The 25,016-nt window shown below is 67.5% G+C and carries 24 protein-coding genes; 12 read left to right on the top strand and 12 right to left on the bottom strand.

The genetic code is table 11. From position 1 onward, the window contains the following. The first annotated feature begins 26 nt into the window (after nucleotides 1–26). The 4 genes from KU887_RS12585 to KU887_RS12570 all read left to right on the top strand — a co-directional run bounded on the left by KU887_RS12585 (nucleotide 27) and on the right by KU887_RS12570 (nucleotide 4,699). Entirely contained in the window at nucleotides 27–1,487 is a 1,461-nt protein-coding gene (locus KU887_RS12585) for a PLP-dependent aminotransferase family protein (RefSeq protein WP_006483766.1), read from the top strand. 229 nt (nucleotides 1,488–1,716) lie between these two features. Next, the gene (gene htpG, locus KU887_RS12580; RefSeq protein ID WP_258250085.1) at nucleotides 1,717–3,615 is read left to right on the top strand and encodes a molecular chaperone HtpG; all 1,899 of its coding nucleotides are present in this window, start codon (nucleotides 1,717–1,719) and stop codon (nucleotides 3,613–3,615) included. An 8-nt stretch (nucleotides 3,616–3,623) separates the two neighbouring features. Further along, on the top strand, nucleotides 3,624–4,220 hold the full coding sequence (locus KU887_RS12575) for a chorismate lyase (protein WP_006493701.1): 597 nt from the start codon (nucleotides 3,624–3,626) through the stop codon (nucleotides 4,218–4,220). After that, a complete protein-coding gene (locus tag KU887_RS12570; RefSeq protein ID WP_006490664.1) occupies nucleotides 4,220–4,699 on the top strand; it encodes a DNA-deoxyinosine glycosylase in 480 nt (159 codons plus the stop codon). The genes KU887_RS12575 and KU887_RS12570 overlap by 1 nt, the downstream gene beginning before the upstream one ends. A 23-nt stretch (nucleotides 4,700–4,722) precedes the next feature. Here the strand turns inward: KU887_RS12570 and KU887_RS12565 are convergent, their stop codons facing one another. Further along, complete coding sequence (locus tag KU887_RS12565) at nucleotides 4,723–5,919, bottom strand: glycosyltransferase family 87 protein (protein WP_258250084.1); 1,197 nt, start codon at nucleotides 5,917–5,919, stop codon at nucleotides 4,723–4,725. A gap of 294 nt (nucleotides 5,920–6,213) precedes the next feature. Next, entirely contained in the window at nucleotides 6,214–6,468 is a 255-nt protein-coding gene (locus KU887_RS12560) for a hypothetical protein (RefSeq protein WP_006497065.1), read from the bottom strand. 145 nt (nucleotides 6,469–6,613) lie between these two features. Here KU887_RS12560 and KU887_RS12555 point away from each other — a divergent pair, with 145 nt between their 5' ends. The 3 genes from KU887_RS12555 to mctP all read left to right on the top strand — a co-directional run bounded on the left by KU887_RS12555 (nucleotide 6,614) and on the right by mctP (nucleotide 9,519). Beyond that, nucleotides 6,614–7,531, top strand: a complete 918-nt coding sequence (locus KU887_RS12555) for a spermidine synthase (protein WP_034201486.1) — start codon at nucleotides 6,614–6,616, stop codon at nucleotides 7,529–7,531. A 198-nt stretch (nucleotides 7,532–7,729) separates the two neighbouring features. After that, nucleotides 7,730–7,972, top strand: coding sequence for a DUF3311 domain-containing protein (locus KU887_RS12550; RefSeq protein ID WP_006490660.1), 243 nt, complete (start codon nucleotides 7,730–7,732; stop codon nucleotides 7,970–7,972). Continuing rightward, nucleotides 7,969–9,519 (top strand): monocarboxylate uptake permease MctP, encoded by a 1,551-nt coding sequence (gene mctP / locus KU887_RS12545; protein ID WP_006490666.1) that lies wholly within the window; start codon nucleotides 7,969–7,971, stop codon nucleotides 9,517–9,519. Before KU887_RS12550 ends, mctP begins: the two co-directional genes overlap by 4 nt. A 99-nt stretch (nucleotides 9,520–9,618) precedes the next feature. Here the strand turns inward: mctP and KU887_RS12540 are convergent, their stop codons facing one another. From KU887_RS12540 to KU887_RS12520, 5 genes are all read right to left on the bottom strand, one after another. Continuing rightward, the gene (locus tag KU887_RS12540; RefSeq protein ID WP_006490663.1) at nucleotides 9,619–10,074 is read right to left on the bottom strand and encodes a VOC family protein; all 456 of its coding nucleotides are present in this window, start codon (nucleotides 10,072–10,074) and stop codon (nucleotides 9,619–9,621) included. Between the two features lie 242 nt (nucleotides 10,075–10,316). Beyond that, on the bottom strand, nucleotides 10,317–11,270 hold the full coding sequence (gene tal, locus KU887_RS12535) for a transaldolase (protein ID WP_012492750.1): 954 nt from the start codon (nucleotides 11,268–11,270) through the stop codon (nucleotides 10,317–10,319). A 168-nt stretch (nucleotides 11,271–11,438) separates the two neighbouring features. Then, the gene (locus tag KU887_RS12530) at nucleotides 11,439–12,650 is read right to left on the bottom strand and encodes a benzoate/H(+) symporter BenE family transporter (protein WP_058901681.1); all 1,212 of its coding nucleotides are present in this window, start codon (nucleotides 12,648–12,650) and stop codon (nucleotides 11,439–11,441) included. Between the two features lie 55 nt (nucleotides 12,651–12,705). Beyond that, nucleotides 12,706–13,881 (bottom strand): VWA domain-containing protein, encoded by a 1,176-nt coding sequence (locus KU887_RS12525; protein ID WP_006497060.1) that lies wholly within the window; start codon nucleotides 13,879–13,881, stop codon nucleotides 12,706–12,708. 25 nt (nucleotides 13,882–13,906) lie between these two features. Beyond that, entirely contained in the window at nucleotides 13,907–14,749 is an 843-nt protein-coding gene (locus tag KU887_RS12520) for a MoxR family ATPase (RefSeq protein ID WP_021033334.1), read from the bottom strand. Nucleotides 14,750–14,994: 245 nt separating this feature from the next. Between KU887_RS12520 and KU887_RS12515 the strand changes: the two genes are divergently transcribed. After that, nucleotides 14,995–15,354, top strand: coding sequence for a cytochrome c (locus KU887_RS12515; protein ID WP_006478192.1), 360 nt, complete (start codon nucleotides 14,995–14,997; stop codon nucleotides 15,352–15,354). 40 nt (nucleotides 15,355–15,394) lie between these two features. Continuing rightward, nucleotides 15,395–15,754, top strand: a complete 360-nt coding sequence (locus tag KU887_RS12510) for a cytochrome c (protein ID WP_006490657.1) — start codon at nucleotides 15,395–15,397, stop codon at nucleotides 15,752–15,754. 103 nt (nucleotides 15,755–15,857) lie between these two features. Here the strand turns inward: KU887_RS12510 and KU887_RS12505 are convergent, their stop codons facing one another. Beyond that, complete coding sequence (locus KU887_RS12505) at nucleotides 15,858–16,292, bottom strand: DUF1841 family protein (protein ID WP_006490655.1); 435 nt, start codon at nucleotides 16,290–16,292, stop codon at nucleotides 15,858–15,860. Between the two features lie 207 nt (nucleotides 16,293–16,499). Between KU887_RS12505 and KU887_RS12500 the strand changes: the two genes are divergently transcribed. Continuing rightward, nucleotides 16,500–17,429, top strand: coding sequence for a DMT family transporter (locus tag KU887_RS12500; protein WP_077056580.1), 930 nt, complete (start codon nucleotides 16,500–16,502; stop codon nucleotides 17,427–17,429). A 58-nt stretch (nucleotides 17,430–17,487) separates the two neighbouring features. Here the strand turns inward: KU887_RS12500 and nth are convergent, their stop codons facing one another. Both nth and rsxB read right to left on the bottom strand, forming a co-directional pair. Beyond that, nucleotides 17,488–18,132, bottom strand: coding sequence for an endonuclease III (gene nth / locus KU887_RS12495; protein WP_006478196.1), 645 nt, complete (start codon nucleotides 18,130–18,132; stop codon nucleotides 17,488–17,490). Continuing rightward, entirely contained in the window at nucleotides 18,129–19,124 is a 996-nt protein-coding gene (rsxB, locus tag KU887_RS12490) for an electron transport complex subunit RsxB (RefSeq protein WP_058901678.1), read from the bottom strand. The genes nth and rsxB overlap by 4 nt, the downstream gene beginning before the upstream one ends. Nucleotides 19,125–19,280: 156 nt before the next feature. Between rsxB and KU887_RS12485 the strand changes: the two genes are divergently transcribed. Continuing rightward, entirely contained in the window at nucleotides 19,281–19,913 is a 633-nt protein-coding gene (locus KU887_RS12485) for a TetR family transcriptional regulator (protein ID WP_006485466.1), read from the top strand. 105 nt (nucleotides 19,914–20,018) lie between these two features. Here KU887_RS12485 and KU887_RS12480 read toward each other — a convergent pair whose 3' ends face one another. After that, nucleotides 20,019–21,509 (bottom strand): polyhydroxyalkanoate depolymerase, encoded by a 1,491-nt coding sequence (locus KU887_RS12480; protein WP_006493406.1) that lies wholly within the window; start codon nucleotides 21,507–21,509, stop codon nucleotides 20,019–20,021. Nucleotides 21,510–21,721: 212 nt separating this feature from the next. Continuing rightward, a complete protein-coding gene (locus tag KU887_RS12475; protein ID WP_006486779.1) occupies nucleotides 21,722–23,551 on the bottom strand; it encodes a glycoside hydrolase family 15 protein in 1,830 nt (609 codons plus the stop codon). 166 nt (nucleotides 23,552–23,717) lie between these two features. Here KU887_RS12475 and KU887_RS12470 point away from each other — a divergent pair, with 166 nt between their 5' ends. After that, nucleotides 23,718–24,962 carry a lactonase family protein gene (locus KU887_RS12470; protein WP_112750493.1) on the top strand — a complete coding sequence of 415 codons (1,245 nt, stop codon included), beginning with the start codon at nucleotides 23,718–23,720 and terminating at the stop codon, nucleotides 24,960–24,962. Nucleotides 24,963–25,016 lie beyond the last annotated feature (54 nt).

Genomic DNA, 25,016 nt, shown 5'->3' with positions numbered 1-25,016 from the left:
CTTCGGTACAGTTGGAGCTGCCGCCCATGTCCACCGTCCCACTCGCCCAGATTCCCGCGCCGCACGACACGGCCACGCTCACGCTCGTCGACCAGCTGGTCCAGTGGGCGCGGCGGCGTATCGACGAACGCGTGTTCCGTCCCGGCATGCGCATGCCGTCGATCCGCAAGCTCGCGCTCGACAAGAGCGTGTCGCGCTTCACCGTCGTCGAGGCCTACGAGCGCCTCGTCGCGCAGGGTTACCTCGACTCGCGGCGCGGCTCCGGCTTCTACGTGCGCGAGCGCACGGGCGCCGGCCCGCAGCCGGCCGACAGCGTCGCGCGGGTGGCCGAGGCCGCGCCCGTGCACAACACGATCGACGTCGTCTGGCTGCTGCGCAACATGCTGCATACCGTCAGCCCGGAGAAGGGTCCCGGCCTCGGCTACCTGCCGGGGCGCTGGCTCGACGGCGAGCTGATCACCGGCGCGCTGCGCGCGCTCGGGCGCCAGTCGGGCGCGCAGATGCTCGGTTTCGGCACCGCGCAGGGTTTCCTGCCGCTGCGCCAGCAACTGCAGACGCGTCTCGCCGAAGTCGAGATCGGCGCGAAGCCCGAACAGATCGTGCTGGTGTCGGGCATCACGCAGGCGATCGACCTGATCTCGCGGATCTACATGCGCCCGGGCGATGCGGTGATCGTCGGCGATCCCGCGTGGTTCCAGATGTTCGGCCGTTTCGCGGCGCAGGGCGCGCAGCTCGTCGGGATGCCGTATACGCCCGACGGCCCCGACCTCGACGCGCTCGAAACCCTGGTGCAGATGTGGCGGCCGAAGATGCTCGTGATCAATTCGGTGCTGCAGAACCCGACCGGCACATCGCTGTCGGCCGCGCAGGCGTTCCGGATCCTCAAGCTCGCGGAGGCCTACGATTTCCTGGTCGTCGAGGACGACATATACGGCGACCTGTGCCCGCCCAGCTATCCGGCCACGCGCCTCGCGAGCCTCGACCAGCTGAAGCGCGTGATCTATCTCGGCAGCTATTCGAAGACACTCGCGGCGAACCTGCGGGTCGGCTACGTCGCGTGCGCGCCGGAAATCGCGAAAGCGATCACCGACCAGAAGATGCTGGTCGGGATGACCACGCCCGAGCTCAACGAGCGCGTGTTGTACAAGATCCTGACCGAAGGGCATTACCGGCGCCACGTCGAGCGGCTGCGCGCCCGGCTCGACGGCGTGCGCGACAAGACCGCGCGGATGCTCGAGCGCACCGGGCTCGGGCTCTTCACGATGCCCGCGGCCGGGATGTTCCTGTGGGCCGACACGGGCGTCGATTCGGACGCGCTCGCGGCGGTCGCGCACGAAGCCGGCTTCCTGCTGACGCCGGGCAGCTTGTTCTCGCCGCAGCAGTCGCCGTCCACGTGGATGCGCTTCAACGTCGCGAACTGCGGCGATCCGGCGCTGCCGGGGCTGCTGGCGAGCTATATCGACTCGGCGGTGCGGCGCGCGTCGTGACGCGGCGCGGCAAGGCCGGCTCTTGAAATTGTCCGAGCCGTCCCCAGATACGCGCGCAAACCGCCGGCGCCAGGCGGTCGTCCCACACGGGCCGTCCCACACGGGCCGTCCCACACGGGCCGTCCCGGACGCGCCGTCCCGGACGCGCCGTCTTTCGCGGGGCCGCCGGCATCGCGCGCCGGGCGCCGGCGTCACCCCTTTTCAGTTCTAGTAAGAGGAAACAGCATCCATGGCACACGAAACGATGAGCTTTCAGGCAGAGGTCAAGCAACTCCTCCACCTGATGATCCATTCGCTCTACAGCAACAAGGAAATCTTCCTGCGCGAACTGGTGTCGAACGCGTCCGACGCGGCCGACAAGCTGCGTTTCGAGGGGCTCGCGGACAACGCGTTGTACGAGAACGATCCGAACCTGCGCATCCGCATCGGCTACGACAAGGCCGCGCGCACGATCACGATCGACGACAACGGCATCGGCATGAGCCGCGACGAGGCGATCGCGAACCTCGGCACGATCGCGCGGTCGGGCACCAAGGAATTCTTCACGAAGCTGTCGGGCGACCAGCAGAAGGATGCGGCGCTGATCGGCCAGTTCGGCGTGGGCTTCTACTCGGGCTTCATCGTCGCCGACAAGATCACCGTCGAGACGCGCCGCGCGGGCCTGCCGGCGAACCAGGCCGTGCGCTGGGAAAGCGCCGGCGAGGGCGATTTCACGATCGACGCGATCGAGCGCGCGCAGCGCGGCACGACGATCACGCTGCACCTGCGCGAAGGCGAGGACGACCTGCTGTCGTCGCACCGCCTGAAGTCGATCATCCAGAAGTACTCCGACCACATCGCGCTGCCGATCCTGATGCGCAAGGAAGAGTGGGATCAGGAAAAGGGCGAGATGGTCCTGAAGGACGAGGACGAAACCGTCAACCAGGCGAGCGCGCTGTGGACGCGTTCGAAGAGCGACGTCACCGACGAGCAGTACACGCAGTTCTACCAGCACATCGCGCACGATCACCAGGATCCGCTCACGTGGACGCACAACCGCGTCGAGGGTCGCAGCGAATACACGCAGCTGCTGTTCGTGCCGGCGCACGCGCCGTTCGACCTGTGGAACCGCGACTATCGCGGCGGCCTGAAGCTGTACGTGAAGCGCGTATTCATCATGGACGACGCCGAGCAACTGCTGCCGCAATACCTGCGCTTCGTGAAGGGCGTGGTCGATTCGGCCGACCTGCCGCTGAACGTGTCGCGTGAAATCCTGCAGGAAAGCCGCGACGTGAAGGCGATCCGCGAGGGCGTGACCAAGCGCGCGCTGTCGATGCTCGAGGAACTCGCGAACGCGGAAGAGGATGCCGGCAAGGAGAAGTACAAGACGTTCTGGGGCGCGTTCGGCCAGGTGCTGAAGGAGGGCCTCGGCGAGGATCACGCGAACCGCGAGCGCATCGCGAAGCTGCTGCGCTTCGCGTCGACGCACGGCGACACCGACGCGCAGGACGTGTCGCTCGCCGACTACGTGTCGCGCATGAAGCCCGAGCAGAGCAAGATCTACTACGTGACCGCCGATACCTGGCAGGCCGCGAAGAACAGCCCGCATCTCGAAGTGTTCCGCAAGAAGGGTGTCGAGGTGCTGCTGCTGACCGACCGCGTCGACGAATGGATGCTGTCGTTCCTGCACGAATTCGACGGCAAGCCGCTCGCGAGCGTGGCCCGCGGCGATCTCGATCTCGGCGAGCTGAACGACGAGGAGAAGAAGGCGCAGGAGCAGGCCGGCGAGGCGATCAAGCTGGTCGTCGAGAAGATGAAGGAAGCGCTCGGCGACAAGGTGAAGGAAGTGCGCGTCACGTTCCGCCTGACCGATTCGCCGTCGTGCCTCGTCGCGGACGACAACGACATGAGCGGCTATCTGCAGCGGATGCTGAAGGCGGCCGGCCAGAACGCGCCGGCGATGCAGCCGATCCTCGAGATCAATCCCGAGCACGCGCTCGTGAAGCAGCTGAACGCCGACAGCGCCGATTTCGGCGACTGGTGCCATCTGCTGTTCGATCAGGCGCTGCTGGCCGAAGGCGGCATGCTCGACGATCCGGCGAGCTTCGTGAAGCGGACCAACGCGCTGCTGCTGTCGCGCGCCGCGTGAACGCGCGCATGCGATTCGACGGCGCCCAGGCCGGCTGGCGCGAGACGCCGCGGCCTGGCTGCACGCTCGACCAGCGCGACTGGCTGACGCGCGGCGGATCGCTGACCGCGCACCTCGCGCGGCTCGGCCGCGTGAACGTGCGCGTGACGCGCGAGGCCGTCGATTCGCCGTGGTTCGACGAGCCGGACGCGCTCGCCAGTTCGCCGCGCGCGCCGATGTGGGTGCGCGAGGTGATCCTGTCGGTCGACGGCACGCCGTACGTCGCCGCGCACAGCATTGCGCCGCTCGCGGCCAGCAAGGGCGTGTGGCAGGCCATGCGGCGGCTGCGCACGCGGCCGCTCGCGGAGCTGCTGTACAGCGATCCGCAGGTCGAGCGCTCGGCGCTCGTGAGCCGGCGCGTGATCGCCGGTCATCCGCTGTATGCGCTCGCGAGCCATGCATTGCAGGGCGCGCGTGCGCCGCATGCGTTTGCCGCGCGCCGCTCGGTGTTCCAGCGTCACGGCAAGCCGCTGATGGTCACCGAGTGCATGCTGCCGGCGCTGTGGCGCCATCTCGCCGCGCACGGCGACGGGCCGGGGTCGGTCGGGCCGCACGGAGGCGCGTGATGCTGCAGGGCTTTCCGCCGGTCGTCGCGCCGCATACGCACACGATGATTCTCGGCAGCTTTCCGGGCGAGGCGTCGCTCGACGCCGCGCAGTACTACGCGCATCCGCGCAACCAGTTCTGGCGGCTGCTCGGCGCGGTGCTCGGCGAGCCGACGCTGCATGAACTGCCGTACGACGCGCGGCTCGCGCGCGTGCTGTCGCACGGCATCGGCATCTGGGATGTGCTCGATGCGTGCCATCGTCAGGGCAGTCTCGATTCCGCGATTCGCAATGCGAAGCCGAACGACTTCGCGTCGCTGCGCGAGCATGCGCCGTTGCTGAAGCGCGTGTGCTTCAACGGCAAGACGGCGGGGCGGTTCGCGGACGTGATCGGCCAGGCCGGATACGAGACGCTCGTGTTGCCGTCGTCGAGCCCGGCGAATGCGATGCTGTCGTTCGAGCAGAAGCTCGCGCAGTGGCGCGCGATCGCCGTTCGATAGCGTCGCGTCGGAGCGTCGCCGCGCTAGCCGGGCGACTGTCGTACGGCAACCGGGGTTCTCGCGTCAGCCGCGCGCGGATGCAAGGCGCGGTAGACGATCAGGATCAGCAAAATCGGCAACAGGACGGCGCCCGGTTGTCCCATCGCGGGCTTGAACACGAAGAAAAACGAAAGGCCCGGCAGGACCCACGCCAACGCCATGACCGCATGGTCCACCCGCCCGAGCGCGCGGGTTGCCCGGTCGTACCTGCACATGTAAATGATCGCGAGCAGCAGCCACGCGAGATCGTAGTAGACGAGGTACGGCTGCGTCAGCAGCGTCGCAACGATCGCCGCCGCCGCGCACAGGTCGGCATGCTTCTTCCTCGCCCATAGACCCGCGGTCGCAACGACGGCCGGTATCGCGACGGCCGCCTGCACGGCAAAGGCGGTCGGCAGACTGGCGCCCGACCGTCGCGACATCGCGAACGGCGTCGGCATCGCGTTCCAGATTCCGCCGGCGTTGTTCGCCAGGATCAAGTGGCTGAACCACGACAGCGTGTCGAAAAAACGCATCCACGGCGGCACGCCGAGCACCAGCGCGCTGACCGCGCAGAACAGCGCGGCCGTGACGGCCATCGCGCCAACCGCGCGGACATGTCCGCCGCAGAGGAACAGCACCGGGAACAGGAGCGCGAGCTGCGGCTTGATGACGAGCAGGCCAGCGCATACGCCGGCGGCGACCGGACGTCGTTCGAGCCATCCCAGCGCGCCGGCGGCGCACGCCAGGGTCAGCAATGAATTCTGGCCGCAGATCGTCGCGACCCAGATGCCGGGGAACGCGATGAGCGCGATCCACGGCAGCGGGCGATCCTTCATCGTGAGCGTGCACGCCGCCAGCGCGACAGCGATGCCGATGCCGACGAACAGGCCGTACGAAGCGGCGTAGGGCAGCAACGCCAGCGGATACACCAGCAACTGGAAGGTCGGCGGATAAACCCACGGCGCGGCGATCCGCGCGGGCGGCCAATCCGGCAGCAAGCGGGCTTCCGCCGCGAACATCTGATGAAGGTCGAAGGCAGCGAGCGGCCCGCTGTGGAGCGACACGAAGGACGCGCTCCAGAAAACCCGGAAGTCGATGCCGGGAGGCGGCACGCCGGGGAGATGCAGCACCCAGCACGAAAATGCCCAGATACCCAGCAACGCGAGCTGAAACAGCAGGATGGCCGCGCTGTACAGCACGAGCCGCTCTCGGGAGAGCCATCCCCGGCGATCTGGCGATGCGTGGTCCGTCGCAGTGTGCGTCATGGCCGCTATGAGCCTCCCCGAATGCCGTTTCAGTTTGGCATAGGTTCGGTCGACCGAACGGCCTTTTTATTGCAAGAAAGTAAATGACCGGTCACGTCTGCGAATCAGGCTGGCGGCGGGTTCGTGGATTTCGACGGTCGTCGTATCAGCAGTCGAATGGACTGGGACATCGGCACGTACCGGCCGCAGGCACGCATGGCGCCCGTCGCGCGCCGTTGCCGGCGACGCTCAATCGTCGTTGCCCCAGCGCCACCGCGGTCTCTCGCCCTTGATCCAGCACACCGCGGTGAGCAGGGCGACCAGCACCACGATGCACGCGCCGTACGCGACCGGCGAGCGTTGCGGCGGCAGCAGCCACGCGCTCGCGACGATCCCGAACGCGAACAGCAGCAGCACGACCCAGCCCTGCCACGCCACCGGCAATCCCCATCCCCAGCCGTAGCGCTTCGCTGGAAACCAGATCTTCCTGTCGTTCGAGGTCATGCGCGCTCCCGTGATCCGCAAGTGCAGCGTAGCGCCGACGTGATTCGGCGTCACGCAGGGCCGCGCGTTCGTCGCGGCCTCCGTTTCCCACCAATGCTATCCTCTCGTCCGCTCATCCAGCGTCACCCAGCGAGATTCAATCATCATGACCCGACTGATCAAGCGCGCGTCCGCCGAGGCGCGCGCGTTCAAGCAACGCAAGGCGTCCGCCTACAACGGCTCCGAAAAACTCCAGCCGCCGCGCGTGAAGCGCCGCCCGGACATCGACGAGCACGACGACGTGCCGGTGCTCGAAGCGCCGCGCAAGCCGCGCTTCGCGCCCGTTACGTTCTCCGAAGAAGGCGGCGTGCGCTTCCTGCACTTCGGCACCGAGTGGGTGCAGGGCGCGATGCGGATCTCGAAGCCGCTGCACATCGAGCTTGAATACGCGCAGCAGATGATGGCGTGGCTGCTGTTCCTCGAAACGCCCGAGCGGATCGTCCAGCTCGGGCTCGGCACCGGCGCGCTGACCAAGTTCTCGCACCGTTTCCTGCCGCACGCGAAGGTCGAGGCCGTCGAGCTGAACCCGGCCGTGATCGTTGCCGCGCGCACGATGTTCGCGCTGCCGCCCGACGACGCGCGCCTCGTCGTGCACGAAGCCGACGCCTGGGACTTCGTCAACGATCCGGCCAACCGCGGCACGACCGGCGCGATCCAGATCGACCTGTACGATGCGACCGCGCGCGGCCCCGTGCTCGACAGCGTCGCGTTCTACCGCGCGGTGCGCGGCTGCCTGGCCGATGCCGGCATCGCGACGATCAACCTGTTCGGCGATCATCCGAGCTTCGTGCGCAACATGAAGCACCTGAACGCGGCGTTCGATCACCGCGTGATCGCGCTGCCCGAAGTACACGACGGCAACCGCATCGCGATCGCGTTTTCGGGCCCCGCGCTCGACGTGCCGTTCGCGCAGCTCGACGCCCGGGCGAAGCTGATCGAGGACACGCTGAAGCTGCCCGCGCGCAAGTGGGTGAAAGCTTTGAAAGCAACGACCGGCGCACGCGACACCGCGTTCGCGATCTGACGCCGGATGCACCGGCGGCAGGCCGGTGCAACCCGCGACAAGGGGCGGATCACCTCGGGTTCGCCCCTGCTTGACCGCGTGCTCGCGGCTCCTATACTGGCGCGAAGCCAGGGGAGCCGCAGCCTACCCGTTTTGCCGCTCCTCTCGGTGCCGTACCCGCTCAACAAGATCGATAACCGGGAAACAAGAGGAGACGTCATGGCTCACGATGCCGACGCCAACCGGGCCGCCAAGCGCTGGCTCTGGCTGCTGGTACTGCCGCTGATCGCGATGGTCTGGGTGCCGTCGTACAGCAAGATCGAACCGCAATGGCTCGGTTTTCCGTTTTTCTACTGGTACCAGTTGCTTTGGGTCTTCATCAGCGCGGTGATCACCGCGTTCGTGTATTTCAAGACCAAGAACGCGTGGAAGGCGAGCGGCACGCAAGGAGGTGCGCAATGAATCTCGGCGCGACCTTCGTCTTCGTCCTGCTGTTCATCGGCGTCACGATCATCGGTTTCCTGGCCGCGAACTGGCGGCGCGGCGATCTCGCTCATCTCGACGAATGGGGCCTCGGCGGACGCCGCTTCGGCACGATCGTCACGTGGTTCCTGCTCGGCGGCGACCTCTATACGGCCTACACGTTCGTCGCGGTGCCCGCGCTCGTATTCGGCGCCGGCGCGATGGGCTTCTTCGCGCTGCCGTACACGATCCTGATCTATCCGTTCGCGTTCGTCGTGTTCCCGAAACTGTGGAGCATCGCGAAGCGGCACGGCTACGTGACGGCCGCCGATTTCGTCAACGCACGCTACGGCAGCCGGATGTTGGCGCTTGCGATCGCGGTGACGGGCATCGTCGCGACGATGCCGTACATCGCGCTGCAACTGGTCGGCATCGAGGTGGTGATCGGCGCGCTCGGCTTCGACACGACCGGCTTCGTCGGCGATCTGCCGCTGATCATCGCGTTCGCGATCCTCGCCGCGTACACGTACACGTCGGGGCTGCGTGCGCCCGCGATGATCGCGATCGTGAAGGACGTGCTGATCTACGTCACGATCGCGGCCGCGGTCATCGTGATCCCCGCGAAGCTCGGCGGCTTCGGGCACATCTTCTCCGCGGTGCCGCCCGCGAAGCTGCTGCTGAAGGCGCCGGACGCGACGAGCCTGAACGGCTACAGCGCGTACGCGACGCTCGCGATCGGCTCGGCGCTCGCGCTGTTCCTGTATCCGCACTCGGTCACGGCGATCCTGTCGTCGTCGTCGGGCAACTCGATCCGCCGCAACATGGCGATGCTGCCCGCATACTCGTTCGTGCTCGGCCTGCTCGCGCTGCTCGGCTACATGGCGCTCGCCTCCGGCGTGAAGGACATGCCGCAGTACGCGCCGTACTTCAAGGCGTTCGGCCCGAACTTCGCGGTGCCCGCGCTGTTCCTCGAGTATTTCCCGTCGTGGTTCGTCGGCGTCGCGTTCGCGGCGATCGGCATCGGCGCGCTGGTGCCGGCGGCGATCATGTCGATCGCGGCCGCCAACCTGTACACGCGCAACATCCACCGCGAGTTCGTGAACCGCAACATGTCGCACGACCAGGAAACGCACGTCGCGAAGCTCGTGTCGCTGATCGTGAAGGTCGGCGCGGTGGCGTTCATCCTCGGGCTGCCGCTGACCTACGCGATCCAGCTGCAACTGCTCGGCGGGATCTGGATCATCCAGACGCTGCCGGCGATCGTGCTCGGCCTGTACACGCGCGTGCTCGACCATCGCGGCTTGCTGGCCGGCTGGGCGGCCGGCATCGTGTGCGGTACGTGGATGGCGATTTCGCTGAAGCTGGCCAGCTCGATCTTCACGATCCACCTGTTCGGTCTCGCGATCCCCGGTTATGCGGCCGTGTGGTCGCTGGTCGTGAACCTGGTGGTATCGGTGGCGGTGAGTGTGCTGGTGCGGGTGATGGGCATGGCGCATGCGGAGGATCGCACGCGGCCGGAGGATTATCTGGACGTCGTCGAGGGCTGATACGGCCGCTGCACGGCCGCTCGCCGCGCACGACGCATTACGTGGCTGCCCGGCAACGAAAACGCCCGCTACCGCAAGGTGGCGGGCGTTCGTTTTGCGTCAGCCCTGCGCGCGTTTCGCGAGATCCTCGCGCTGCGACAGGTCCTCGACGTTGACCATCCAGTGCACGCCGAAACGATCCTTCGCCATCCCGAAGCCGAGCGCCCAGAACGTCTTGCCGAACGGCATCGTCACTTCGCCGCCGTCGGCGAGCGCATTGAACAGCTTCTGGCCTTCGTCGACCGTCGCCGGGTTCAGCGACAGCGAATAGCCGGCATGCGCGGCGCCCGCCGGCTGGCTGCAATCGCCGTCCGAGCACATGATCATCGAGTCGCCGATCGTGAAGCTCGCGTGCATGACCTTGTCGGCCATCTCCGGCGACATCGGGTAATCGGGATTCGGCGGGGCGTCCTTGAAGTGCATCTTGAACATCGTCTTCGCGCCGAGTGCCTTTTCGTAGAACTGAAGGGCTTCGTCGGCGCGACCGTAGAACGTCAGGTACGGTTGAACTTGCATCGTTGTCTCCTGGGATGAGCCGTGCCGGCGCGGCGGCGCTGGCACGGCGTCGTGCAAGACTGACTGGGGGGAAAGGGTGCATCGGGAGGCGGCCGTCGCACCCGTGACGTGGATTGTAGTGCGCGCGCTTGACGATGGAATGAAAAATAAAAACGGCCGCGAACATCACGTTCGCGACCGTGTGCAGCAAGTGCTGACGGCTGTTGTCAGTCTTGCTGACAGCCGCTGACGCGCGGCATGGCTCAGCGCAGCGCGTCGATCAGCTTCTCGAGCTTCACCGCGTCGGCGGCGAACACGCGGATGCCTTCGGCGAGCTTTTCGGTGGCCATCGCTTCGTCGTTCAGCTGGAAGCGGAACGACGCCTCGTCGATCGCGACGCGCTCGGCCGGCTTGTCCTGCAGCGTGTCGGGCGACAGCTTGCGCGCGACCGTGTCGTTGCTCTCCTGCAGCTTCTGCAGCAAATCGGGACTGATCGTCAGCAGGTCGCAGCCGGCGAGCTCGATGATCTGGCTGGTCGTGCGGAAGCTCGCGCCCATCACTTCGGTCTTGTAGCCGAAGGTCTTGTAGTACGTGTAGATGCGGCGCACCGATTGCACGCCCGGATCGTTCGCGCCGCCGTCCCGCGCTTCATTCCAGTCGGCGCCGGCCTGCTTCTTGTACCAGTCGTAGATGCGGCCGACGAACGGCGAGATCAGCTGCGCGCCGGCTTCCGCGCACGCGGCGGCCTGCACGAGCGAGAAAAGCAGGGTCATGTTGCACTTGATCCCTTCCTTCTGCAGCACCTCGGCCGCGCGGATGCCTTCCCACGTCGACGCAAGCTTGATCAGGATGCGTTCGCGGCCGACGCCGGCTGCTTCGTACAGCTTGATGAGCTCGCGACCCTTGTCGATCGAGCGCTGCGTGTCGAACGACAGGCGCGCGTCGACCTCGGTCGATACGCGGCCCGGGATCAGCTTCAGGATTTCGGTGCCGAATGCGATCAGCAGGCGGTCGATGATGAAATCGGTGCTTTCGTTGCGATGATCGCGGACGGTTTTCTCGAGGATCGGCTTGTACGCATCCTTCTGGACGGCCTTCAGGATCAGCGACGGATTCGTGGTCGCGTCCTGCGGCTTGTATTGCGCAAGCTGCTGGAAGTCGCCCGTGTCGGCGACGACGGTCGTGTACTGCTTCAGCTGGTCGAGTGCGGTAGTCATGGCGATTCGAAAGAAGCGCGCGGGGCGCCGGGTTCTCACGGGCCGCGCGAGCGCGGCGGCGAAGCGAAGCGGCGCCGGGCGCCGCCTCCGATCCATCATTTTAGGCCCGATTCGTGTCGAGCACGTTTTGGCGTGCCGGGGGCGCGCCGCGGCGGCCGGCGAGCCGCGTCACGCGGGGCGCCGCGCGTTCAGGATCACCTGCGTGACGACGCCCGCGACGAGCCCCCAGAACGCCGGGCCGATCGACAGCAGCGTGAGGCCCGACGCGGTCACCATGAACGTGACGAGCGCCGCTTCGCGCTGCTTCACGTCCTGCATCGCGTTCGCGAGCCCGCTCATGATCGAGCCGAACAGCGCGAGCGCCGCGACCGACACGACGAGCGCCTTCGGCAGCGCCGCGAACAGCGCGGCGATCGTCGCGCCGAAGATGCCGGCGATCAGGTAGAACGTGCCGCACCACACGGCGGCCGTGTAGCGCTTCGTGTGATCCTCGTGCGCTTCGGGGCCGGTGCAGATCGCGGCCGTGATCGCCGCGAGGTTCACGCCGTGCGAGCCGAACGGCGCGAGCAGCAGCGACGCGAGGCCGGTCGTCGCGATCAGCGGCGACGACGGCGTCGGATAGCCGTCCGCGCGCAGCACCGCGATGCCCGGCACGTTCTGCGACGCCATCGCGACCACGAACAGCGGAATGCCGATGCTGACGATCGACGCGATCGAGAACGCGGGCATCGTGAACACGGGTTGCGCGAGCGCGATGTGGAAGCGGCTGAAATCGAGCAGGCCGAGGCCGCCGGCCACGGCCGTGCCGACGATCAGCGTCGTCGGAATCGCATAGCGCGGCGCGAGGCGCTTGACGATCAGGTAGGTGAAGAACATCGCGAGCACCAGCGCGGTCTGGAACTGCGCGGCGCGGAAGATCTCGATGCCGATCTCGAACAGGATGCCCGCGAGCAGCGCCGCCGCGATGCCGGCCGGAATGCGCTTCATCAGCGTGTCGAACAGCCCGCTTACGCCGACGGCCGTCAGCAGCAGCGCGCACACGACGAACGCGCCGATCGCCTCGGGGTAGGGCACGCCGGGCAGCGACGCGATCAGCAGCGCGGCGCCGGGCGTCGACCACGCGACCACGACGGGCGCGCGATAGCGCAGCGACAGGCCGATGGTCGTCAGCGCCATGCCGATCGACAGCGCCCAGATCCACGACGAGATCTGCGCATCGGTGAGGTGGGCGGCGCGGCCGGCCTGGAACATCAGCACGAGCGAACTCGTGTAGCCGGTCATCATCGCGACGAAGCCGGCGACGAGCGCGGACACGGACGTATCGGCGAAAAAGCGGCGGCCGCCGGCGCGGCCGGCGCTCGCGGTGGGCGAAGGGTTCATGCAATCTCCGGGGCGGCCGCTCGGACGCGGCCTGTGTATCTGCGGGTGGGTGTCGTTACTTGCTGAGTGCGCGCATCGCGGTTTCGAGGCCCGCGAGCGTCAGTGGATACATGCGCTGGCCGAGCACGTCGCGAATGATCGCGATCGATTGCCGGTACTCCCATAGCCGCTCGGGCTCGGGGTTCAGCCAGGCATGATGGGGGAACTGGTCGGCGAGCCGGCGCAGCCACACGGCGCCGGCTTCCGGATTGTTGTATTCGACCGAGCCGCCGGGCTGCAGCACTTCGTACGGGCTCATCGTCGCGTCGCCGACGAAGATCAGCTTGTAGTCGGGCGTGAACTTGTGCAGCACGTCCCACGTCGCCGTGCGTTCCGCGTGGCGGCGGCGGTTGTTCTTCCACAGGTGGTCGTACACGCAGTTGTGGAAGTAGAAGAATTCGAGGTGCTTGAATTCGGCCTTCGCGGCCGAGAACAGCTCTTCGGTCCGCTTGATGTGGTCGTCCATCGAGCCGCCGACGTCGAGCAGCATCAGCACCTTCACGTTGTTGTGGCGCTCGGGCACCATCCGCAGGTCGAGCCAGCCTGCGTTCGCGGCCGTGCTGCGGATCGTGCCGGGCAGGTCGAGCTCCTCGGCGGCGCCTTCGCGCGCGAAGCGGCGCAGCCGCCGCAGCGCGACCTTGATGTTGCGCGTGCCGATCTCGACCGAATCGTCGTAGTCGCGGTACGCGCGCGCCTCCCACACCTTTACCGCGGTGCGGTTGCCGTTCGACGGGCCGCCGATGCGCACGCCTTCGGGGTTGTAGCCGCCGTGCCCGAACGGCGACGTGCCGCCCGTGCCGATCCACTTGTTGCCGCCTTCGTGGCGTTCCTTCTGCTCGTCGAGCAGCGCCTTCAGGCGCTCCATCAGCTTGTCGAGCCCGCCCATCGCGTCGATCTGCGCCTTCTCCTCCGGCGACAGCTCGCGCTCGAGGCGCTTCTCGAGCCAGTCGAGCGGGATGTCGAACGCCTCGGACGGCAGCGTGGACACACCGTGGAAATATGCGCCGAACGCCTGGTCGAACTTGTCGAAGTACTGTTCGTCCTTGACGAGTGTCATCCGCGCGAGGAAGTAGAACGCGTCGATCGACGGCGAGATCAGCCCGGCCTTCAGCGATTCGAGCAGCGTCAGGTATTCCTTCACCGAGACGGGCAGCTTGGCTGCGCGCAGCGCGTAGAAGAAATTGAGCAGCATGGCCGGGCCTTCGGGGGTGGGGGAGTTACCGGTTGTGCCGGTTCATGTAGACGAGCCGTTCGAGCAGGCTCAGATCCTGCTCGTTCTTCAGCAGCGCGCCCGCGAGCGGCGGCACGATCTGCTTCGCGTCCGCGCCGCGCAGCGCGTCGGCCGGGATGTTCTCGGCGAGCAGCAGCTTCAGCCAGTCGAGCAGTTCGGACGTCGACGGCTTCTTCTTCAGGCCCGACACGCCGCGCAATTCGAAGAAACTCTCGAGCGCCGCGCGCAGCAGCTCCTCGCGGATGTCGGGGAAGTGCACCGCGACGATCTTCTGCATCGTCGACGGGTCCGGAAACTGGATGTAGTGGAAGAAGCAGCGGCGCAGGAACGCGTCGGGCAGCTCCTTCTCGTTGTTCGACGTGATGATGACGAGCGGACGGTGCTTCGCGCGCACCGTCTCGCGCGTCTCGTACACGTGGAACTCCATCCGGTCGAGCTCGCGCAGCAGGTCGTTCGGGAATTCGATGTCGGCCTTGTCGATCTCGTCGATCAGCAGCACGCTCGGGCGCTCGGCGTCGAACGCCTGCCACAGCACGCCCTTGACGATGTAGTTCGCGATGTCCTTCACGCGCGCGTCGCCGAGCTGCGAATCGCGCAGCCGCGACACGGCGTCGTATTCGTACAGGCCCTGCTGCGCCTTGGTGGTCGACTTGATGTGCCACTGCAACAGCGGCATGTCGAGCGCGGCGGCCACTTCCTCGGCGAGCATGGTCTTGCCGGTGCCGGGCTCGCCCTTGATCAGCAGCGGGCGTTGCAGCGTCAATGCGGCGTTGACCGCGAGCTTCAGATCGTCGGTGGCGACGTACTGCGAGGACCCTTCGAAACGCATGGCGGCGCTCTTCTTCATCGGGAAAAAAACCCAGTATAAGTCAGAAGGGCTGTCCGGTTGGGCCGCGCCCGCGTATCGTTGCGGGGCTGCGGCGGGGCGAACCGGGGCGCCGTATGGACGCGTTCCCCGCCGACGCGGTACAATCTGGCCGTTTTTTTTGGCCTGCGTGGCGATCCGATAAGCAAAACGGCGCGGGCCGTTGCCGCTTTGGCGCCAGTTTCCCCTCAAGCTAGGTTACAAGAGCTATGAACAAATTCGTCGGCAAACACGTCGTTGTCGCAGCGCTCGTGGCGCTCGCGGGCAGCGCGCAGGCGGCCGGTGTGGTCGGCAACCCGAAGGACGGGGCGAGCAAGGCCGCCATGTGCATCGGTTGCCACGGCATCCAGGACTACCGCGCGGCGTACCCGGAGGTCTACCGGGTGCCTGTCCTCGGCGGCCAGAACCAGCAATACCTCGAGAACGCGCTGAAGGCCTACCGCAAGAAGGATCGTCACTTCCCGTCGATGAATGCGATCGCCGGTTCGCTGACCGACCAGGACATCGCGGATCTGTCGGCGTACTACGCCGCGCAGAAGGCCGACACGAAGGACAATCCCTACAAGTAAAGCGCGCGCCGCCGATCTCTCCGGCGGGACAGGAGCATTCATGAACAACGCATTCAAGACGGCGGCGGTTGCACTGGCGGCCGGCCTCGCGATCGGTACCGCGCACGCCGCGGACATCTCGAAGGGCAAGGAACTGGTCGAGTCGCACAATTGCGCGGCCTGCCACGGCGCGCAGCTGAACAAGCCGATCAACGCGGAGTACCCGCGCCTCGCCGGCCAGCACGCCGACTACCTCGTGTGGGCGATGCGCCAGTACCAGATGGGGCTGACGAACCCGCTGCTCGGTCGCAACAACGCGATCATGCAGGCGCAGGTACAGAACCTGTCGGTCAGCGACATGAAGGACATCGCGTCCTACATCGAGTCGCTGAAGGAAACCGACCTCGTGTTCAAGAAGTAAGCGCGACGGGCCTCGCGGGCTCACGCAGCAAGAATGCCCCGCCTCGGCGGGGTATTTTTTTGGCCGCGGCCCGGTGCGGGGCCGATGTGCCGGCCTCGGGGCGTCAGTCGCGCGACGCGCGGCGCAGGATGCGCTGCAGGTACGCGTCGGTATCGGGCGGCGTGTTGGTGCGCTGCGCTTCCCAGATCGTCTCGCCGAGGCATTCCATGATCGCGTGCTGCGCGTCATGGGTCGAGTCGAGCTTCGCGGCCAGCTTGTCGTGCGCGGCGCGGATGCCGGGCGGCTGGTCGATCGATAGCTGTTCGCTGATCGCGAGGTGCATCGACAGGTGCAGGAACGGATTGGTCCGGCCTTCCTCGGGCGTGTAGTTGCGCGCCGCCGCGCCGTCGGCGTCGGCCAGTTCGTCGTGGTATTCGGGATGCTCGACGATCCAGTCGGCGGCAATCGCTTCCAGCGGCGTCAGGATCTCGCCCGCGCGCTGCTTGCGCCAGGTCTCGGTGAAAAAGCGACGCACGTCGTCGCGGCTTGGATTGAACATGGTGGGGAAACGTCGTGATTCGGGCGGCTCATGCCGCGTCGGGCATTGTACGCCGGAGCGGCGCACGGCGCTGGCGGCGGCCCCGGCAGCGGTCGAGGCGGTGTTGCGCCCGCCCGCCGCGGAACGGGTAAGCGCGGGTAGGCTCGCCGCCGCCGCGCCGCTACACTCCGACGATTCCCGTCACGGCGCGTTGCCGCCCGTTTCGTCATGACCGCCACCGTCCGCCCATCGTCCGCGGCCCTGCAGGGCGCGCTCTACGTCGCGTTGTCCGCCGCCGCGTTCGGCGCGATGGCGATTTTCGGCCGCTATGCGTATGCGGCCGGCGTCGACGTGCTCGGGCTGCTGATCGTGCGCTTCGCGATCGGCGGCGCGGTGCTCGCCGCGATCGCACGGCAGCGCCGCGTCGCGTGGCCGCGCGGGCGCGCGCTCGCGCCGCTGGTGACGATGGGCGCGCTCGGCTACGTCGGGCAGTCGTTCTGCTATTTCAGCGCGCTGCAGCACGCGCAGGCGAGCCTCGTCGCGCTGCTGCTGTACCTCTATCCGGCGTTCGTCACGCTGCTGGCCGCGTGGTGGCTCGGCGAGCGCCTGACGCGCGCGAAGGCCGTCGCGCTGGTGCTGTGCGTCGCGGGTTCGGCGCTGATGGTCGGCGGCGGGCACGGCGAGCCGCTCGGGATCGCGCTCGCGCTGGCCGCCGCGGTGATCTACTCGCTGTACATCGTCGGCGGCACGAAGGCGACGCGCGGCGTCGATCCGCTCGCGACCACCGCGATCATCTGCCTGTCGGCCAGCGCGACGCTCGTCGCGATCGCCGTCGTGCGAACGGCGGCGTTCGGCGCGCCGCCGCGCTGGCCGGCGACGGCCGGCGGCTGGGCGTCGATGCTCGCGATCGCGCTGATATCGACGGTCGCGGCGATGCTCGCGTTCTTCGCCGGGCTCGCGCGGCTCGGGGCCGCGCGCACGTCGATGCTGTCGACGCTCGAGCCGGTCGTGACGGTCGCGCTCGCGGCGCTGCTGTTCGGGGAGGCATTGTCGCCGCTGCAATGGGCGGGCGGCGTCGCGATTCTGGCGGCCGTGCTGGCGCTCATGCGCGCGGGCGGCGCGGCGGCCGACGACGCGACGGCGACGTCCAACGCGTAGTCGGGAAAGGGGGCGGGGACTGCGACGGCCCGCGGCGCGGGCCCGTCGTACCGGACGCTTATTCGTTGGGCGGCGGCGTCTTCGGCCGGAATTCGCACAGCGGCTCGATCGCGCAGTGCCAGCATTCGGGCCGCCGTGCCTTGCACACGTAGCGCCCGTGCAGGATCAGCCAGTGATGCGCGTCCTGCAGGAATTCCTTCGGCGTGAACTTCTCGAGCGCGGCCTCGACGGCCCGCACGTCCTTGCCCGGCGCGAGCCCGGTGCGATTCGCGACGCGGAAGATATGCGTGTCGACCGCGATCGTCGGCTGGCCGAACGCGGTGTTCAGCACGACGTTCGCCGTCTTGCGGCCGACGCCCGGCAGGCCTTCGAGCGCTTCGCGATCGGCCGGCACCTCGCCGTCGTAACGCTCGAGCAGGATCCGGCACGTCGCGACCACGTTCTTCGCCTTGGTGCGATAGAGGCCGATCGTCTTGATGTACTCGGTGACGCCTTCCTCGCCAAGCGCGACGATTTGTCGCGGGGTGTTCGCGACCGGAAACATTTTCCGCATTGCCTTGTTGACCGACACGTCGGTCGCCTGCGCGGACAGCATCACGGCGATCAGCAGCTCGAACGGCGTCGAATATTCGAGCTCGGTGGTCGGATGCGGATTGAGGCTCTGCAGCGTTTCGTAGATCGCGCGTCGTTTGCTGGCGTTCATGGAGCGTTCTGGTCGGGCGGCGCGGACGGGCCGTCCGGATCGTCGTTGCCTGCGTCGTTGTCGTTGCTGCCCGATGCCGCTTCGGCGTCGCGCTGCGCCTGCTGTTCGGCGAGCCGCTTGCGGCGGGCCTCGGCCGCGTCGATCTGCGCCTGGACGGCCGCGCTCACGCCTTCGGTGTTCTTCGGCCCGGCGCCTTGCCCGGACAGTTCTTCCTTCTTCTTGCGCGCGCGTTCGAGCGCGGCGGCGATGATCGCGCGTTTCTTCGCTTCGGCGTCGTCGTCGGCCGGTGCGGCGGCTGGCGCGCCGGGCTGTGCGGCGGTGGGCTCCGCGGCCGGCTTCGTGGCGCTGGCCGCGCGGCGTGCGGCGGCGCGCGCTTCGGCGGCCTCGCGCTCGCGGCGCTGGCGTGCGAGCCGCAGGTCGTGACGTTCGCGTGCGGCGTCGGCCTGTTCCTGCGACCACGCCTCCCAGCCCGTGCGATCGCCGGTCACCGGCAGCATTGCGATGCAGTCGACCGGGCACGGCGGCACGCACAGGTCGCAGCCCGTGCACAGCGACGCGACGATCGTGTGCATCTGCTTCGGCGCGCCGACGATCGCGTCGACCGGGCACGCCTGCATGCACAGCGTGCAGCCGATGCACAGGTTTTCGTCGATGAACGCGATCGCGCGCGGATGCTCGGTGCCGTTGACCGGGTTCAGCGGAATCACCGGCTTGCCGAGCAGGTTCGCGAGGCGCGCGATGCCTTCGGCGCCGCCGGGCGGGCACTGGTTGTAGTTCGCGTCGCCGGCGGCGATCGCCTCGGCGTACGGGCGACAGCCGTTATAGCCGCACTTCGTGCATTGCGTCTGGGGCAGCAGATCTTCGATGCGATCCGCGAGTGTTTTGGAGTCGGTCACGGTAACAGCGGGCGCAACGGCGCCGAATGGCTCTCGGCCGCGTCGGGCGCGGCCGGAAAGGTTTGCCAAAGCTCGATTATCGCCGATTTCCCGCATTGCGCTGGACGCCGTCTATGCGCATAATCGAACCGCTTTTTTGCAGGGGCTCAGCAGGAGGGCGGCCGTCCGCGGCGCGCCCGTTCCAGGGCGGCCGGCGCCGAGGCGGTGGGGGTGCCGGTCCGGATCAAGCGGCTCACATAGCAAAACGCCACCATGAATCAGCCAAAAATCAAAAGAGATCCTGAAGGTACGCGCCGCCGCATCCTGATGGCGGCAGCCGAAGAGTTCGCGAATGGAGGGCTGTTCGGCGCGCGCGTCGATCAGATCGCGCGCCGGGCCGAAACCAACGAGCGCATGCTCTATTACTACTTCGGCAGCAAGGAGCAGCTCTTCACGGCGGTGCTCGAACACGCGTTTTCCGCGCTGACCGAGGCCGAGCGCGTGCTCGATCTCGATGGCGTCGCGCCGGTCGAAGCCGTCACGCGGCTCGCGCATTTCGTTTGGGACTACTACCGCGACCATCCGGAGCTGCTCCGGCTCATCAACAACGAGAATCTGCACGAAGCCCGCTATCTGCACAAGTCGACGCGGATCCGCGAGATGATGTCGCCGATCGTCGCGAAGCTCGGCAACGTGCTGATGCGCGGCCAGAAGGCCGGGCTGTTTCGCAACGACGTCGATCCGCTGCGCTTCTACGTGACGCTGTCGGGGCTCGGCTACTACATCGTCTCGAACCGCTTCACGCTCGCCGCGACGCTCGGCCGCGACTTCACCGACACCGACGAACGCGCGGAGATGGTCCGGATGAACACCGAGGTGCTGCTCGCGTATCTGCTGCGGCGCTGACGCAACGAACGGACGAGCCGGCGAGCCGCCCGCTCGTCGTCGCCGCATGAAAAAACGCCGCCGTGCGCAAGCAACGGCGGCGTTTTTGCGTCGGAGGGCGGCGTGTCAGGCGGCCTTGCGGGCACGCACGGGTTTTGCGCGCGGGCTGCTTGCCGCGCGTTTCGCGGCGGGCGCGGCCTTTGCGGCGGGTGTCCTCGCGGGCGCGACCGTCACGGCCGGCGCCTTCGCGCGCGTACGCTTCGCGGCGGTGGCGCGCGCCGTCGTCTCCGGCTCCGGTTTTGCGGCCGGCACGACGCCGATCGCGGTGGCATCCTGCGCATCGGCGGGCAACTTCGTCGCGCCGTTCTTCGGCTCCGGCGCATGCTCGCGGATGAAGTCGCGCAGTTGCGGATAGATGATCGTGCGCCAGCGGCGGCCCGAGAAGATCCCGTAGTGACCGCACTTCTCGGCGGTCAGGCTGCGGCGATCGTCTTGCGGAATGCCCGTGCACAGCTCGTGCGCGACGTGGGTCTGGCCGCTGCCCGAGATGTCGTCGAGTTCGCCTTCGATCGTCATCAGCGCGGTGTGCTTGATGTCCTGCGGCCGCACGCGCTCGCCTTCGACGTCCCACGTGCCTTCCGCCAGCCGGAATTCCTGGAACACGACGCGAATGGTTTCGAGGTAATACTCGGCGGCCATGTCGAGCACCGCGTTGTACTCGTCGTAGAAGCGGCGGTGCGCTTCGGCATCGTCCTCGTCGCCGCGCAGCAGGCTCTGGTAGAAATCCCAGTGCGATTGCGCGTGCCGCTCCGGGTTCATCGCGACGAAGCCCGTGTGCTGCAGGAAGCCCGGATACACCTGGCGGCCTTCGCCCGGATAGTTCGCGGGCACCGTGTGGATCACGTTGTTCTCGAACCACGCGGTCGAGTGCTGCGTCGCGAGCGAATTCACGGAAGTCGGGCTGCGGCGCGCATCGATCGGGCCGCCCATCATCGTCATCGTGAGCGGGGTGTCCTCGCCGCGGCTCGCCATCAGCGAAATCGCCGCGAGCACCGGCACCGTCGGCTGGCATACCGAGATCACGTGCAGGTTGCGCGCGCCGATGTGGCGGATGAATTCCTGGATGTACGCGATGTAGTCGTGCAGGTGGAACGGGCCGACCTCGACCGGCACCATGCGCGCGTCGATCCAGTCGGTGATGTAGACCTTGTGATCCTGCAGCAGCGTGCGCACGGTGTCGCGCAGCAGCGTCGAATGGTGGCCCGACAGCGGCGCGCAGACCAGCACGACCGGCTCGTCCTTCAGTTGCGTGACGGCGTCGGCGTCGTCCGAATAGCGCTTGAAGCGCAGCAGCCGGCAGAACGGCTTCTCGATGATCGTCTGCTCGACGATCGGAATGTTGTGGCCGTCCTTGACGATCTGATGAATGTTGAATTCGGGCTTTTCGTAATCCTTGCCGAGCCGATACATCAGCTCATAGGCGGCTGCCATCCGCGGGGCGCCGGGCATCAGCGAGAACGGACTGGACGGATTCGCGAACGACTTCGAGGCGGCCTGGGCCCAGGCCGTGAGGGGGCTCAGCATGGCCCGCTGGAATTCGTGCAGTTGGTAAAGCATGCAGGCTACTCCCGCGTGGGGGACGGTGCGCAAGGGCGGCGTGAGGCGTCGCGGCGTGCCGTGTGGGTCAGCGACCGGCCATGTTGCATTGCAGCCGGACAATCGCGTCGATCATATCGGACAACGATCGGTGGTGCAATGCAACATTTCCCCGGGTTTTCATCAAAGTGTTGCGATTTGACGATCTCTGACCAAGGCCGCGGCGGCAGCGTTCAGCGGCCGGTGGCCACGGCCGGCGCGGGCTGGCCGGCCGCGCGCGCCATCGCGTCTTCGTGGTGCATCAGGTTCATCGCGGTGTGCACGAGCGCCACGTGCGAGAACGCCTGCGGGAAGTTGCCGACGAGCCGCCCGGCGACCGGGTCGTATTCCTCGGCGAGCAGCCCGAGGTCGTTCGACAGCGCGAGCAGGCGGCTGAAGAGCCGATGCGCGTCGTCGATCCGGCCGAGCAGCGCGTAGCTGTCGACCAGCCAGAAGCTGCATGCGAGAAACGTGCCTTCGCCCGGCGGCAGGCCGTCGTCGTATTCGGTCGTGCGGTAGCGCATCACGAGCCCGTCGTGCAGCAATTCCCGTTCGATCGCGTCGACCGTGCCGACGATGCGCGGGTCTTCCGGCGGCAGGAAGCCGAGCTGCGGCAGCAGCAGCACGCTCGCGTCGAGTTCGTCGCTGCCGTAGCTTTGCGCGAACGCCTGCTTGCCTTCGTGCCACGCATTGGCGCAGACGTCCGCATGGATCCGCTCGCGCAGCGCGCGCCAGCGGTCGAGCGAGCCGGGCAGCCGGAACATTTCCGCCGACTTGATCGCGCGGTCGAACGCGACCCACGCCATCACCTTCGAGAACGTGAAATGGCGCCGGCCTCCGCGCGTTTCCCAGATCCCTTCGTCGGGCTCCTGCCAGATCTTTTCCAGATGGTCGAGCAGCGCGCACTGCACGGACCAGACCGTGTCGTCGGCCTGCAGGCCGCCCACGCGCGCGAGGTGCAGCGCGGCCATCACCTCGCCGAACACGTCGAGCTGGAGCTGGTTCGCGGCGCCGTTGCCGACGCGTACCGGCAGCGAGTCCTGGTAGCCGGGCAGCCAGTCGAGCTCCATCTCCGGCAGCCGGCGCTCGCCGGCGATCCCGTACATGATCTGGATCTGCTCGGGCGAGCCGGCCATCACGCGGCCGAGCCACGTGCGCCAAGCGCGCGCCTCGTCGTAGTAGCCGCCGCGCATCAGCGCGAGCAGCGTGATCGTCGCGTCGCGCAGCCAGCAGTAGCGGTAATCCCAGTTGCGGTTGCCGCCGATCTTCTCGGGCAGCGACGTGGTCGGCGCGGCGACGATGCCGCCGGTCGGCTCGTACGCGAGCGCCTTCAGCGTGATCAGCGAGCGGCGCACGGCGGCCGCGTAGCGGCCCTGCACCTGGCAGCGGCCCGCCCATTCGAGCCAGTAGTTCTCGGTGCGCGCGAGCATCGACAGCGGATCGCGCGCGGGCGGCAGCCGCATGTGCGACGCCGCGTAGCCGAGCGAGAACGGCACGCGCTCGTCGGCGCCGACCGTGAATTCCGCGAGCGTATGGAGGTTCTTGCCGGTGAGCGGCACCGGCGTGCGCAGTACGACGGTGTCGGGCCCGGCGATGGCCTTCATGCCGTCCTCGCGGGTCAGTTGCGTGACCCACGGAATCGAGAAACCGTAGTCGAAGCGCAACACGAGCTCCATGCGCATCTTCATCGTGCCGTGGCGGCCGACGACGATCCGCACCAGCTCGGACCAGCCGTTGCCGGGCGGCATGAAGTCGATCACGGTGACGGCGCCGTCCGCGCTTTCGTAATCGGTTTCGAGAATCAGCGTGTCGCCGCGATAGCGGCGGGTCGTGTGCGTGATCGCGGCGTCGGCGGCCGGAGCAAGCAGCCAGCGGCCGTGCTCGGGCGTGCCGAGCAGCGCCGCGAAGCAGGCGCCCGAATCGAAGCGGGGCCAGCACAGCCAGTCGACGGAGCCGTCTTTTGCGATCAGCGCGGCCGTATGGCCATCGCCGACGAGGGCGTAGTCTTCGATCAGGGCGGGCATGGGCAGGCGATCCTTGGGTATTCGAGTTCACAATGCGGACGTCGGCGGCCCGGACTTCACGCCCGGGCGCCGCGCCCCGTATACTCGGCCGGGCGGCGGAGCGCATGAACGGCCGGCGTTTCGTCCTATCTCAACACTTGAAGCGACTCGATGCAAGGAGGATTCAATGCCCAACCGTTTACGCGAGCATGACGCACGCGCTTCGACACGAGGGTTCCCGCTTAGGCTCGCTCACTGGATGAAAGGTTTCGCGATCGTGCTTTCCCTGTCCGCGACCCACGCGTTTGCACAGCAATCGTCCGCCCCGGCCGACGGCGTCTACAACCTGCTCGTCGGCACCTATACGGGCGGCGGCAGCGACGGGATCTACGTTTACCGCTTCGATACCAAGACCGGCGGCGTCGCGCCGGTATCGTCGGCGAAGACCGAAAATCCGTCGTATCTGTTGCCGAGCCGCGACGGTCGCACCGTCTACGCGGTCAACGAACTGCCCGGCGACAACGGCCCGGCGACGCAGCGCGGCGGCGTGAGCGCATTCCGCTTCGACGCGAAGACGGGCGCGCTGAGCTTCATCGACCGCGTATCGTCCGAAGGGAACGATCCTTGCTATCTCGCGCTGTCGCCGGACGGCAAGTACCTCGTGACGGCCAACTACTCGGTCGCGGCCGATCCGGGCGGCAGCTTCGCGGTGTTCCCGCTGCGCGACGACGGCGCGCTCGGCCAGGCCGTGCTGACGGTTCACCACGAAGGCACCGGGCCCGTGAAGGGCCGCCAGGACGGCGCGCACGTGCATTCGACGGTGTTTTCGCCGGACGGCCGCTACCTGTTCGTGCAGGATCTCGGCGCGGACAAGATCTACGGCTACCGCTACACGGTGGACGGCAGCCGCGGGTTGATCAGCCCGACCGAGGCGCGCTACACGCCGGTGAAGGCCGGCTCGGGCCCGCGCCACATGGTGTTCAGCGCCGACGGCCGGTTCGCGTACGTGACGAGCGAGCTGAACGCATCGGTCGAGGTGTTCGGCTACCACGACGGCAAGCTGACGCCGATCGAGACGCTGCCGATGACGGCGCCGGGCTTCAAGGGCAAGGTCGGCGGCGGCGCGATCCACCTGTCGCCGGACGGCCGCTTCCTGTACGCGAGCAACCGCGGCGACGCGAACGACCTCGTGATCTACGCGGTGAACAAGGCCGACGGCCGGTTGAAGCACGTCGGTCGCCAGTCGAGCCTCGGCAAGACGCCGCGCGAATTCCTGATCGATCCGACCGGCAAGTGGCTGATCGTCGGCAACCAGGACAGCGACACGTTCTACGTGTTCAGCCGCGATGTCGAAACCGGGCAACTCGGCGCGAATCCGCAGAAGGTCGCGGTCGGCAAGCCGGTCGACTTCAAGCTGGTGCCGGTGCAGTAAATGCAAAAGGCGCTGCCGAGGCAGCGCCTTTTTTTGCGGGGCGGCCGGTTGTGT

The sequence above is a fragment of the Burkholderia sp. EMB26 genome, assembly GCF_024730645.1.
Taxonomy (GTDB): domain Bacteria; phylum Pseudomonadota; class Gammaproteobacteria; order Burkholderiales; family Burkholderiaceae; genus Burkholderia; species Burkholderia cenocepacia.
This window is presented reverse-complemented; position numbering and strand designations above follow the sequence as displayed.

Excerpts from the sequence above, each read along its gene's own strand:
- KU887_RS12585 (WP_006483766.1), top strand. The coding sequence starts at position 27 with ATGTCCACCGTCCCACTCGCCCAGATTCCCGCGCCGCACGACACGGCC.
- htpG (WP_258250085.1), top strand. The coding sequence starts at position 1,717 with ATGGCACACGAAACGATGAGCTTTCAGGCAGAGGTCAAGCAACTCCTC.
- KU887_RS12575 (WP_006493701.1), top strand. The coding sequence starts at position 3,624 with ATGCGATTCGACGGCGCCCAGGCCGGCTGGCGCGAGACGCCGCGGCCT.
- KU887_RS12570 (WP_006490664.1), top strand. The coding sequence starts at position 4,220 with ATGCTGCAGGGCTTTCCGCCGGTCGTCGCGCCGCATACGCACACGATG.
- KU887_RS12560 (WP_006497065.1), bottom strand. The coding sequence starts at position 6,468 with ATGACCTCGAACGACAGGAAGATCTGGTTTCCAGCGAAGCGCTACGGC.
- KU887_RS12555 (WP_034201486.1), top strand. The coding sequence starts at position 6,614 with ATGACCCGACTGATCAAGCGCGCGTCCGCCGAGGCGCGCGCGTTCAAG.
- KU887_RS12550 (WP_006490660.1), top strand. The coding sequence starts at position 7,730 with ATGGCTCACGATGCCGACGCCAACCGGGCCGCCAAGCGCTGGCTCTGG.
- mctP (WP_006490666.1), top strand. The coding sequence starts at position 7,969 with ATGAATCTCGGCGCGACCTTCGTCTTCGTCCTGCTGTTCATCGGCGTC.
- KU887_RS12540 (WP_006490663.1), bottom strand. The coding sequence starts at position 10,074 with ATGCAAGTTCAACCGTACCTGACGTTCTACGGTCGCGCCGACGAAGCC.
- tal (WP_012492750.1), bottom strand. The coding sequence starts at position 11,270 with ATGACTACCGCACTCGACCAGCTGAAGCAGTACACGACCGTCGTCGCC.
- KU887_RS12530 (WP_058901681.1), bottom strand. The coding sequence starts at position 12,650 with ATGAACCCTTCGCCCACCGCGAGCGCCGGCCGCGCCGGCGGCCGCCGC.
- KU887_RS12525 (WP_006497060.1), bottom strand. The coding sequence starts at position 13,881 with ATGCTGCTCAATTTCTTCTACGCGCTGCGCGCAGCCAAGCTGCCCGTC.
- KU887_RS12520 (WP_021033334.1), bottom strand. The coding sequence starts at position 14,749 with ATGCGTTTCGAAGGGTCCTCGCAGTACGTCGCCACCGACGATCTGAAG.
- KU887_RS12515 (WP_006478192.1), top strand. The coding sequence starts at position 14,995 with ATGAACAAATTCGTCGGCAAACACGTCGTTGTCGCAGCGCTCGTGGCG.
- KU887_RS12510 (WP_006490657.1), top strand. The coding sequence starts at position 15,395 with ATGAACAACGCATTCAAGACGGCGGCGGTTGCACTGGCGGCCGGCCTC.
- KU887_RS12505 (WP_006490655.1), bottom strand. The coding sequence starts at position 16,292 with ATGTTCAATCCAAGCCGCGACGACGTGCGTCGCTTTTTCACCGAGACC.
- KU887_RS12500 (WP_077056580.1), top strand. The coding sequence starts at position 16,500 with ATGACCGCCACCGTCCGCCCATCGTCCGCGGCCCTGCAGGGCGCGCTC.
- nth (WP_006478196.1), bottom strand. The coding sequence starts at position 18,132 with ATGAACGCCAGCAAACGACGCGCGATCTACGAAACGCTGCAGAGCCTC.
- rsxB (WP_058901678.1), bottom strand. The coding sequence starts at position 19,124 with ATGCGGGAAATCGGCGATAATCGAGCTTTGGCAAACCTTTCCGGCCGC.
- KU887_RS12485 (WP_006485466.1), top strand. The coding sequence starts at position 19,281 with ATGAATCAGCCAAAAATCAAAAGAGATCCTGAAGGTACGCGCCGCCGC.
- KU887_RS12480 (WP_006493406.1), bottom strand. The coding sequence starts at position 21,509 with ATGCTTTACCAACTGCACGAATTCCAGCGGGCCATGCTGAGCCCCCTC.
- KU887_RS12475 (WP_006486779.1), bottom strand. The coding sequence starts at position 23,551 with ATGCCCGCCCTGATCGAAGACTACGCCCTCGTCGGCGATGGCCATACG.
- KU887_RS12470 (WP_112750493.1), top strand. The coding sequence starts at position 23,718 with ATGCCCAACCGTTTACGCGAGCATGACGCACGCGCTTCGACACGAGGG.